7 protein-coding genes and 3 pseudogenes are annotated in these 10,385 nt (G+C 41.6%); 8 read left to right on the forward strand and 2 right to left on the reverse strand.

Features of this window, described 5'->3' with window-relative positions:
* From ACUU1M_RS16330 to ACUU1M_RS16340, 3 genes and pseudogenes are all read left to right on the forward strand, one after another.
* Positions 1 to 526, forward strand: a 526-nt coding sequence (locus ACUU1M_RS16330) for an ACP S-malonyltransferase (RefSeq protein ID WP_449144694.1), incomplete at its 5' end; no start/stop codon positions are given.
* A pseudogene (gene ycdU / locus ACUU1M_RS16335) lies at positions 523 to 1,510 on the forward strand (protein YcdU). The gene ACUU1M_RS16330 and the pseudogene ycdU, both read left to right, overlap by 4 nt.
* A gap of 366 nt (positions 1,511 to 1,876) precedes the next feature.
* Positions 1,877 to 3,094: a tyrosine-type recombinase/integrase gene (locus tag ACUU1M_RS16340; protein ID WP_000279879.1), complete on the forward strand. Its 1,218-nt coding sequence runs from the start codon at positions 1,877 to 1,879 to the stop codon at positions 3,092 to 3,094.
* 169 nt (positions 3,095 to 3,263) lie between these two features.
* On the opposite strand, the gene ACUU1M_RS16345 is transcribed toward ACUU1M_RS16340, so the two are convergent.
* Positions 3,264 to 4,793 (reverse strand): DUF3987 domain-containing protein, encoded by a 1,530-nt coding sequence (locus ACUU1M_RS16345; RefSeq protein WP_005067490.1) that lies wholly within the window; start codon positions 4,791 to 4,793, stop codon positions 3,264 to 3,266.
* Complete coding sequence (locus tag ACUU1M_RS16350; RefSeq protein ID WP_000070931.1) at positions 4,765 to 5,052, reverse strand: helix-turn-helix transcriptional regulator; 288 nt, start codon at positions 5,050 to 5,052, stop codon at positions 4,765 to 4,767. Before ACUU1M_RS16350 ends, ACUU1M_RS16345 begins: the two co-directional genes overlap by 29 nt.
* Before the next feature lie 100 nt (positions 5,053 to 5,152).
* Here ACUU1M_RS16350 and ACUU1M_RS16355 point away from each other — a divergent pair, with 100 nt between their 5' ends.
* From ACUU1M_RS16355 to ACUU1M_RS16375, 5 genes and pseudogenes are all read left to right on the forward strand, one after another.
* Positions 5,153 to 6,988 (forward strand): hypothetical protein, encoded by a 1,836-nt coding sequence (locus ACUU1M_RS16355; protein WP_001258873.1) that lies wholly within the window; start codon positions 5,153 to 5,155, stop codon positions 6,986 to 6,988.
* Positions 6,989 to 8,362: 1,374 nt separating this feature from the next.
* Positions 8,363 to 8,926, forward strand: a complete 564-nt coding sequence (locus ACUU1M_RS16360; RefSeq protein WP_000282110.1) for an inovirus-type Gp2 protein — start codon at positions 8,363 to 8,365, stop codon at positions 8,924 to 8,926.
* Positions 8,927 to 9,032: 106 nt separating this feature from the next.
* Positions 9,033 to 9,379 (forward strand): annotated as a pseudogene (locus ACUU1M_RS16365) (TOTE conflict system archaeo-eukaryotic primase domain-containing protein); the annotation flags it as partial.
* A 63-nt stretch (positions 9,380 to 9,442) separates the two neighbouring features.
* Positions 9,443 to 10,005: pseudogene (locus tag ACUU1M_RS16370) on the forward strand (inovirus Gp2 family protein).
* 162 nt (positions 10,006 to 10,167) lie between these two features.
* Positions 10,168 to 10,374 carry a YagK/YfjJ domain-containing protein gene (locus ACUU1M_RS16375; protein ID WP_005087702.1) on the forward strand — a complete coding sequence of 69 codons (207 nt, stop codon included), beginning with the start codon at positions 10,168 to 10,170 and terminating at the stop codon, positions 10,372 to 10,374.
* Positions 10,375 to 10,385: the final 11 nt, after the last annotated feature.

Consider the following 10,385-nt stretch of genomic DNA (forward strand, 5'->3'; position numbering starts at 1 on the left):
GGTTAAAGGCATCAACCGCGAACAACTGCAGACGATGATTACGGAATCAGGCATTGCGCTGGATATTAGCTGTGATAACACGCCGCGCCAGCAGGTTATTGGGGGAACGCAGGCTGCGTTGAATGAATTTACCACGCTGCTGATGGCCGCTGGATACGAACCGGTTAAACTCGGTGTGAGCGGTGCCTGGCACACGCGTTTGATGGAAGACGGCGTTCAGGCAATGCGCGATTATCTTGCCGGACTGGATATCGCTTCGCCAGAGCATCAGGTTCTGATGAACGTAACAGCAAAAAGCGAGGTCGCTCCGTCAATTATCAAAGAAAATCTCTCATTACACTTAACTCATACGGTGAAATGGACTGAATCTCTCGATACATTTCTGAATATGCCAACCCCGGTAGCTTTCCTTGAAATAAGTAATAAGCCCTATTTGGGGAATATGTTAAATGATTTTGCTGGCGTGGATCAGCAACGAGTTATGCATTGTCGTAAAGCATTTAGTGATGCAAAGGTATTCAAATGATTCCTGATTATTTAACTTTTATTCGCTTTCAGGATAAACGAAATCTGATATACATTTATGCTATTGGACTTATTCTGATAGGCATTTTATTGGAAAAATGCAGGGTTTACTTTTCCATCAGAGGATATTGGTGTAGTTAGTGGGATTCTGGCCCTGGTGCTGTATAATTTTATTTTTGATCTCAAGGCGTACTGGGCTTATAAATGCGTCACGAAGAATATCGATTTTTCGTGGTTTAAGAAAAAGCAGAACCACAAAATAGAATTATTTCTTACACAACCTCTGGTGGCAGGATTTCTATCGTTAATCATGTTGAGTGCAATGAGTTGGGGGCTATACCAGCTTCTACCCTCGTTATATGCGCTGTTCCTGATTTCGTTACTTGGGCCGTTGGTCATCTTTCTGCTGTTTCGGATGATCCGCACCAGTTATGTCAAGCAGGTCGCTATTTCAGTAGCGAAAAAAGTAAAATATAAAAGTCTGACTCGCTATGTGCTGCTTTCGGTGTGCATCTCAACGGTTGTTAACCTGCTTACTATCAGCCCGTTGCGTAACAGTGATTCTTTTGTGACAGAGGGGCAGTGGTTAACGTTTAAATCGATAATTACATTGCTCATTCTTTGTGGCGTAGTGTTGGCGATTAATCTGTTTTTTCTGCGCTTCTCCAAGCGGTACGCTTTTCTGGGCAGGTTTTTTTTGCAGGAAATCGATCTGTTTTTCTCCAGTGAAAATACGTTGTCGACCTTTTTTGCCAAGCCGCTTTGGCTTCGGTTATTCATATTGCTGGTTATTGAAATGATGTGGATTACGCTGGTGTCGGTATTGGCAACGCTTGTGGAATGGCGGATTTGGTTTGAAGCCTATTTTTTACTCTGCTATGTACCGTGCTTAATTTACTATTTTTTCCATTGTCGATTCCTCTGGCATAACGATTTTATGATGGCATGTGACATGTATTTCCGTTGGGGGCATTTTAATAAGTGAGGAAGTTACAGGAAGTGACCAGATAACGCATATATGTTCTGTACTATCTTGCGCATTTTGATTGTTGACTGAGTAACCAGACAGTTGATGTGCACAATTTCCCCTCGCCCTAACAGACGTGGGCGGGGGCACCCGGTGTGTACAATATACGAAAAAAAAGCCCGTACTTTCGTACGCGCTCTTCTTTAAATATGGCGGTGAGGGGGACCGCCTGAAATAAATCTGACTTAATCCAGGGGTGTTATATAATTTCTTTATAAACAATGTATTACACTTTTTGTTGTCCGATGTTATCTAATGTATTCTTAGTGAAGCGAGGGACTAATGGCATACTGGATGGCATACCAGAGTGACGGGAATTAGCGTATGGCAGTATTGACGGATACGAAAGCAAGACATATCAAACCTGATGACAAACCATTGCCCCATGGGGGAATTACCGGACTGACCCTTCATCCTTCTTCAGTAAAGGGGCGGGGGAAATGGGTTTTTCGTTATGTAAGTCCGGTGACACAAAAAAGACGTAATGCTGGATTGGGAACTTACCCAGAGGTCAGTATTGCTGAAGCTGCACGTACTGCCCGGATAATGCGAGAGCAACTTGCTGCAGGTGATGATCCTCTGGAGATTAAAAAGGCTGAATCTGAGAAAGTCGTTATCCCAACATTTGCCGATGCAGCCAGGCGTGTACATGCAGAACTGTCTCCTGGATGGGAGAATCCAAAGCATGTAAGGCAGTGGTTATCGACGCTTGAGAATTACGCGTTTCCTCAACTGGGAGCAAAAACGCTGGATTCGATTACGGCTGCGGACGTGGCAGAAACACTGCGTCCAGTCTGGTTAACCTTGTCAGAAACGGCAAGCCGGGTTAAACAGCGCATTCATGTTGTTATGCAGTGGGGATGGGCGCACGGTTTTTGTGTGGCAAATCCTGTTGATGTGGTTGACCATTTGCTTCCTCAGCAGACAAGAGGACGTGATGAACACCAACCCGCAATGCCCTGGAGGCAGTTACCGCTTTTTGTGGCGACCAGTGTGTATAGTGATGAACCTTATAATGTTACCCGCGCACTGTTATTAATGGTGATACTTACAGCAACTCGCTCGGGCGAAGCCAGGGGAATGCGCTGGGCTGAAATTGATTTTCATAAGCGGGTATGGACTATACCTGCAGAAAGAATGAAAGCTAGGCTACAGCATCGTGTTCCTTTATCCCGGCAGGCTATTTACATTCTGGAAAATATACGTGGCCTGCATGATGAACTGGTGTTCCCTTCACCCAGAAAGCAGCAGATCCTTTCCGATATGGTGTTGACAAGTTTTCTGCGTAAAAAGAAAGCCGTCAGTGACATTCCGGGGCGAGTTGCCACGGCACATGGTTTTCGCTCAACATTCAGGGACTGGTGTAGTGAACAGGGGTATTCGCGGGATCTGGCGGAAAGGGCGCTCGCTCATACGCTGAAAAATAAGGTTGAGGCGGCATATCATCGTACTGATCTACTGGAGCAGCGTGTACCGATGATGCAGGCATGGGCGGATTATGTGATGTCTCAACTTGCTAAAAACACTAAGGAATTCGCTTAGTTTCATGGACTGGCATACTCAGAGTAGCCAAATGGTTACTGCTTTCTTTTTTGAAAAATAAATGCAATGCCAGTTCGTAATGAAAACCTGGCATTGCACTCAGATAACGATTATTCATTATTATAACGAATAATACACTTGTGATAATTTATTTTTTGTCCGATAGTATCTATAGTCTGTTTCGGTGATACTTCAGTATGTTTTGATGATCACAAATGAAAACTCCGGCATCGAATGCAGGAATATTTAGTTTTTTTGCCAGTTCGGATGGTGTAATCGTGTTTCCTATATAAACAACCAGGTTATCATCAATCCTTATTTTCCTTTGTTCCGCCAGTATGTCAAGTGCTTCATCCAGAACACATTTTTTCCTGAGAGCATATGGGGCATATTGTAAAATATAACTTTTCTGGAATATGTAACCTGCTGTTGTGATAATTCTTTTCTGAAGCCATTTATCAAGTTTCTCAGCCGGGGATATTTCCCGAAGGGATTCAAGTTTATATATAAGATGCTTGAAATAAAATTCAATGAGATAAATGGCGCTATTAGTACTTTCCAGCGTTATTACTGTCGAGTCTGGATCTTTCTCCAGTTCCAGAAGTGCTGCTATCCTGACAACCTGCTCTCTTTTTCTGACAATAATGTCTTCAAATGTACCCATATGAGGATTCTGTCTGACAGTATCCATATTTTCTTTGTGAAAGCGCTCCAGTGCGCGGGATGCTGCATTTGATAATGTCATGCAGATGCGCTCTTTACTTTTTGCACGTCTTTCTCTGGATGCTCTCAGAGAGTCTCTGATCTGACTGCCAAAACTTTTCTTACGAAAACAGCTTGCACATTGTTGCGTCACAACAGGAGTGGCAGTATGCGGTTCTGTCGTCATTATTTTAATTGCTCCGGGTTCGCAAAATAGCAACCGGGCCAGAAAGCCATTGCCCCGGATCTGATCGCCAGTGAGAGTAAAAAACTTATTAAATATTACCGGTTGAGTCAGTATAAGTATAGTGAGACGGACATCATTCAGCCGGAACCCGGGTCTGGATGCCCGTTCAACGTTGACTGGTTGCCCACTCCATAATGTGTTGTACAGTGCCGATTTGCGTTCGAAACGCTTATCCAGAATAGTACCTCCTTCATCAGACAGCAACAGAAGAGAGGGTGACTGGCTGAGTTTCAAAGCTATCCCTTCTGGTGTCGCGTCATTCACGATGAGAACCTGTTGTACGGGAGGTTCGGGTTTATTTGCTATACACTTTTCAAGTGCTGCTCGTGCAGCAGCAGCATTTTCCGGGGATCTTTCAATTTCCTTTTTATATCTCCGCTCCAGGATTTTTTTATCTGTTGTCCACATTTCCATCATTCGGTCATAGTTTTTTTTATCGTCGATATATGCCTGATGTAGTTCTTCTTCTGTTTCATGAACAGGAGCGATTAATTTTGCGCAGGCAGAGGTTTTTCCACTGCCTGATGCTGATGAAAGACACATAAATATCTGAAGGCTGGTACGTTGCCCTCCGGAAAGTTCAACTTCATGCGTATCCTGGACCGAGGCAGCCATGACCGTCAGCATAACAGACAGAAGTATTTCACGGCGTATTCCTGTTTCTTCATGCATTTCATCAAGTAATGCCTGGCACCTGTCAGGCAGTTTAGTTGTGTCAAGTTCAGGGAGTGATAGTTTTGTCGTCATCATTAAGTTCCTTTAGTTTGTTTTCAGGTTCAGACCAGGCTGGTGCCGTATGTAACATCAGCCACTCATCGATGGCAGATGCCCGCCAGCCTACGGATGCACTACCAAGCCTTATTGGTTTGGGAAAGGTAGGGTCGTGGTATTTCGAGGCCGGATTTATTTTCACGTAAATAGTAGATCTTGATATACCCAGCAGTCGGGTAAGTTCAGCCATACGCAGGATGCGTGAAGGCGTGTAAAGCTGTCCGGTTTGATTTGACATATTGTTCTCCATATGCATTGCATGTCGTTGTGTCAGTTTGATACGTTAAGCTCAGAATGTCCTCTGCGATAAAATGCAAACCAACCGGAGAGCACAGCATATGCGCACATTTACAAATATGTTGTATGATATTTGTACTGTTTTGGGGTTGTTTAAGGAAGGCGAGAATCCGGCACACAAGCGGAAGAGTACCAATTTTGAAATGCATCAAAAATTCTGGGATCAACGTTATAATGAGATCAGTCGTATTATTGATGCTGAAGGGGTGTTCAGTCAGGAGCAACGGCGGATCATATATGCCCGATATGAACATTTTTATTACATGATGAATTCTTATCCAGTGCATTCCACACTAAAACCTGAATTCCTTCGCAGCTATTGTCTGCGCACTTTTGGGGTTATTTTTCTTGTTGTAGATATGTATAATACATACAGACCAGAGAATGACTCTGCTTTTTATTATCATATTTATAATTTTTTACAGAAATCGTATTGTCCTTGTCTTGATCACGCTGATACAGAAAGCGATGAAGCTGCTGTTAAACGTTATCTTCGGGAATATCTGGCTGAACTGGGATTCAACAAGGAAGATTTTCATGAAAATGGAAAGCTGTATGCTCTGGGGAAATATACAGGAACTATACGGAAGGATAACGGGAAAAGCAAGAGCCTGATGCAACAATATATCATGGCTATCAAAAATGAATATAAAAAGGATTACCGGGAGAAGAAGCTGGATAAGGATGAACTGGAGAAAGTGCTCAGGAATATTGATAAATTCTATAATGCATTTTATTCATTAAGTGTCTTACTTGATATACAACGAAAGACGAAGATACTTCAAAGCCTTGCATATTATCTCAGAGTGTTGGTGAGAGAAGGACTCTGGATTCATGGTTTGTATGGTTACGCTGCGCAATATCTTTATGACTTTACCAGCTTTGATACAACGCCTTATGCAAAAAAATTACTGGAAATGTTTTATAAGTTTCAAAACAGTGCAGAAGGAACATTGTCTCGTTATAGTGTTTCACTTGATGATAAATCTCAGGAATATATTTCCCGTCTGAAAGATCTTGTATTTAATATTAATGATAAGAATGGTTGTGATGACGCATATCTGAAAAAGATTATAAGCTATTTTGGGCAGTTGCAGAATGAGGCTGTTCATGTGACCAGCTGCTACGAAACACTTGCGGTGTACATTTGTCTGATAAGGAAAAATAAAATTAATGATGTGCTGCAGCATTATGATGACATGGAAAGAAAAGGATTGTTTGGTGAATTACCTTCAGGATATGTCAGGGGGGCATTATCGTTGCTTCGGACAGCACTGGAGGTTAAAGTAAATAGAAAAAATATAAAGTATGGCTCGTTGTTTTATTGGCTTGACCATGTAAAAGCCTATCAGGATGCATTTATTGAAAAAATACCACTTATTGATCCTGTATATAAGGAGGGTGAAATACAGTATGATGCGAACAATTTTACCCTGATGCGTGTTATTAAGATGTATAATTGTATGCTTGAAAAGATCAGTACGAAACCATATATTGCGCCCCCATATATTACAGGTTTGCTTGATGACGTAGAGAAGGTGCTGGATAAGATAAATATTCTGATAGATAAAGAGTATGTTTATGATGGTAAGACGCTGGCAGAAGTCATTATGGAAAACAAAGTATTATCCAGTCGCGAACGTAAAGAAACTATGATAGGGCTTTTCACAGGCAGTAAGAAATATACTTTACTGCAATGTGTTGAGAAGCTTGGTGTATTAGTTCACTATGTGAAATCACCGGTCGATGAAATTAAAAATGTGATGATGTTGTATGGCGATAAGGCCGAAAACAGGAACAGACGCAGAATGATATATGATGCGTTAACCATTATTTGTGAAGATGACATCAGGAATAACCCTCCTGAGCTGTCGTGAATTCATCTGAGTGTGTTTTGGGTCAATAATCTTTATATACCCTGCTAATTTTGCTAACCATTAGCAAAATTAGCAGGGGTATTATCTATGTCTGGCAAGAGAAAATTCTATAATAGTATGATTTATTTGTTTGTTTTGTTTTTCAATTAGAATGGTGTGTTTTTGTGATCTATGTCTAATTGTTTTGTATTCTTAGCGCCATCCCATTCATGGGCAGATGTACATACCGCCCCTATTAGATTGATGGGTTGCATGTTCATTGTATCTGTAAAATATGCCAATTTTGACATTAATACATAATCTGTAATTCGGTGTAAGCTCTTGTCTGGTGAATTATGTTGCGTATTCCGCTCTATTCGATCACGGATTGGGCCAAATCATGATCGATTCGAATGCCAAACTGCGATCGATTCAGATGCCATTTTGCATTATGTTAGTGGCTTATTCTTCTTGTTCTTTTTTACAGGTTATGTAAGTGTGATTATCCTGATTACTGGTCACTCATTATATACTGAGTCGACAAAACAAATGAGTATTAACTGAAGTTTTTATACAGTGATCATCTGTCTGGTTAGGTTAGTTAGTTCCGGGAGAATCACATTTATTTCATATACCATAAATAATTAAGGTTAATTAGTATTATTAGTTGGAGTTATGGTATTGTGTGTCTGTGCCGTATTGTTTGTATGTTTGTTGTATAACTTATCTCTTTACGTGGTAATGTCACTCCTCTTTATGCTAAGTATTCTGTATGTGTGTAATGCATATATCTCCATACACTACGCAGTGAAGCATATGGGGGAAGCTGTATGGTGAATTATGTGTGTAATGTTGTCCTGTACGTACTTAACACTGGTTACGTATCGGAACACTATTAGAGCGTGTTATGACTCCGTTACAGTTTATAGGTATAGGTAAATATGATCTTTTCTGTATGGAACAATCTTCTTATGGTGTGTGGGTATGTTCTGTATACCATTATTCTTTTATGCTAATGATTAAATACCCGTGGTCTCTCTCGGCTTTACTTAATGGTTCGACAATATTAATAGCGATGTTGCCTGTAGCTAGCCGATACTGAGTTTTGTGAATGTCAGATTACTTCCTGTAAAGAATTTAGTGGTGCTTCCTGAAACTCAATTCTATGAGGTGTGTTTTTCCATTGTAATTCGTACTGGTTCTCAGTTTAAGAGAGTCTCACTGTATTCTGAAGTATTACCTCATCACAGTAATGCGGTAATACAAAACAGTTTTATCAGGTTGTCTGTGCTGCTGGTTTACTTCGTTTATTAATGCCGTGGTACGGCGTTTCTCTACTCTCAGTATTTACGTAATTCTCTCTTCCTGTGAGTTTTATAAAGTAAGGACTATAAAATGTATAATGCCAATCCCAATTACAAAATGGATTTCATGATTCTGAAAGACGTGAATGAACACATGGATGGTATGTTTCAACGTTTTTCTAAACTGTTACCTTTCAGAATTGATTTTGCTTACAGGAAAGACACGCCCAGTTTCGGGCATTCCTGTAAGCACAGTATGTGTATGGAAATATACCGTTTACTTAGCGAAACCCAGACGATGTTGGCGGGATATTACTGGGTAATGGAATATACACCAGACAAAGGGCTTCATATTCATTTTATCGGCTACCTGGATGGACAACGTCACAAGAACTCTTATCAGATATCCAGGCAACTGGGAGATATCTGGAGGCGGATCACGGAAGGGGAGGGTTATTTTCATCTGTGCCGGGCTAAAGACAAATACCCGGTGCGTATCGATCACGTGATTCACTATAGTGATAAATCTGCGGTAGACGACTTACGTTACGCCCTTAGCTATCTGGCTAAACAGGATCAGAAAGAACACGGTATTATTCTGGGCCGTAGCAGGCTTCCCGAAAAAAGTAACCGGGGTCGACCACGACATAACTGAATTATGGGGGCTTATGTCCGAACTATCGTAAGTTATCGCGTGGATTTGCCTTCACACGAATTTCAGTCGTGGTGCCGCCGGGAGACAGGTACAAGTGATAACGCATATGGTTTATAAATCTGACAGCGATGAACTAGCAGTACTGCGGGCAGAAAATACCCGGCTGGTCTCATTACTTGAAGCTCATGGGATTGAATGGCGACGTAAACCGCAGAGCCCTGTGCAGTGCGTTTTCGTATTATCCACGGATGAGAAAGTTGCGTTATTTCGTCGGTTGTTTCGTGGGCGTGATGATGTATGGGCCCTTCGATAGGAAAGCAAAACCAGCGGCAAATCAGGGTATTCGTCTACCTGGCTAACGAATGGCTGTTGGGAATATGCAGTAAGCCCTGGATAAAATGTGGGGACTGCGCTCACCGTCAGTTGATCCCTGTATCTGATCTCATCATCTACCTGAGGTAGTGTACAATATGCCGATATCGAACTGATACTTAATTAAAATATCTAGAGTGTGATATATCTCTGAGAACTATCAATACGAATATTAAAAACACTTCCAGAATAACAGCAATACGGGGGGATCTCCATTACCCTCCTGTGATTGACAACGGGGATATCATTACCTGTTTCCCTAACCTGATCCCCGGAGAGATATCTCGTTTCCGTAACTCGCTGAATGCGAAAATTAATGCAGATCAACACCGTAAAAAACAACAAGGCAAACGCACCTACGCAACGTCGGTTTGTATTATCTGGGCGAAAGAATATACGCAGTCCTTTAAATGTCATTATCACGTCTGCCTTTTTTTAACAAAGACGCCTATTACCATCTGGGAAACTATGAGCGCTCTGACACCCTGAGAGGGTTAATTACCGGAGCCTGGTACAGTGCCTTAGGGTTGGAACTGGAAGATCACCAGGGATTAGTTCATTTCCCTGCTAATGGACGTTACATCCTGGATATTAACGATCCTAATTTCCCAGAGCAGTACCAGCGCTTATTGGTACGTCTGGATTATTTGACGAAGCTCGACACTAAAGCATCAGGCCAGCGTAACTTTGGCTACAGCGGTTTTTGACCTATTGTAACTATAAGGTGATTTATTATGTATACAGAATCAAACATTAAGCTTTCCTGTAACGCCCTCTGGCAAAAGTGTGTCCTTGCAACTCTGTATCGGGCTGCTGCTACACATCCTAAAATTAAATTATTACAGTTTAAATTAATACCTTGCCCTGGTATGAATAAGGCAATTCCTTCTCTGATTGCTGATTTTACTGGTGAGCTGCATAGACTAATTTCTGAACATTTGCAGTGTAAGCGACGTAAAGATAAATCAGTCGAGCCCACCCCTTTATATTACCTCTGGAGTAGGGAAGCTGTGGCTAACGATGCCACTCCTTATCTTATGGTGCTGCTACTTAATAACGATGTCTGGTGTAAGTGAACCGCCCCGGG

Source organism: Shigella sp. SIG6, assembly GCF_053555815.1.

Excerpts from the sequence above, each read along its gene's own strand:
- ACUU1M_RS16345 (WP_005067490.1), bottom strand. The coding sequence starts at position 4,793 with ATGATGACGACAAAACTATCACTCCCTGAACTTGACACAACTAAACTG.
- ACUU1M_RS16340 (WP_000279879.1), top strand. The coding sequence starts at position 1,877 with ATGGCAGTATTGACGGATACGAAAGCAAGACATATCAAACCTGATGAC.
- ACUU1M_RS16375 (WP_005087702.1), top strand. The coding sequence starts at position 10,168 with ATGAATAAGGCAATTCCTTCTCTGATTGCTGATTTTACTGGTGAGCTG.
- ACUU1M_RS16355 (WP_001258873.1), top strand. The coding sequence starts at position 5,153 with ATGCGCACATTTACAAATATGTTGTATGATATTTGTACTGTTTTGGGG.
- ACUU1M_RS16360 (WP_000282110.1), top strand. The coding sequence starts at position 8,363 with ATGTATAATGCCAATCCCAATTACAAAATGGATTTCATGATTCTGAAA.
- ACUU1M_RS16350 (WP_000070931.1), bottom strand. The coding sequence starts at position 5,052 with ATGTCAAATCAAACCGGACAGCTTTACACGCCTTCACGCATCCTGCGT.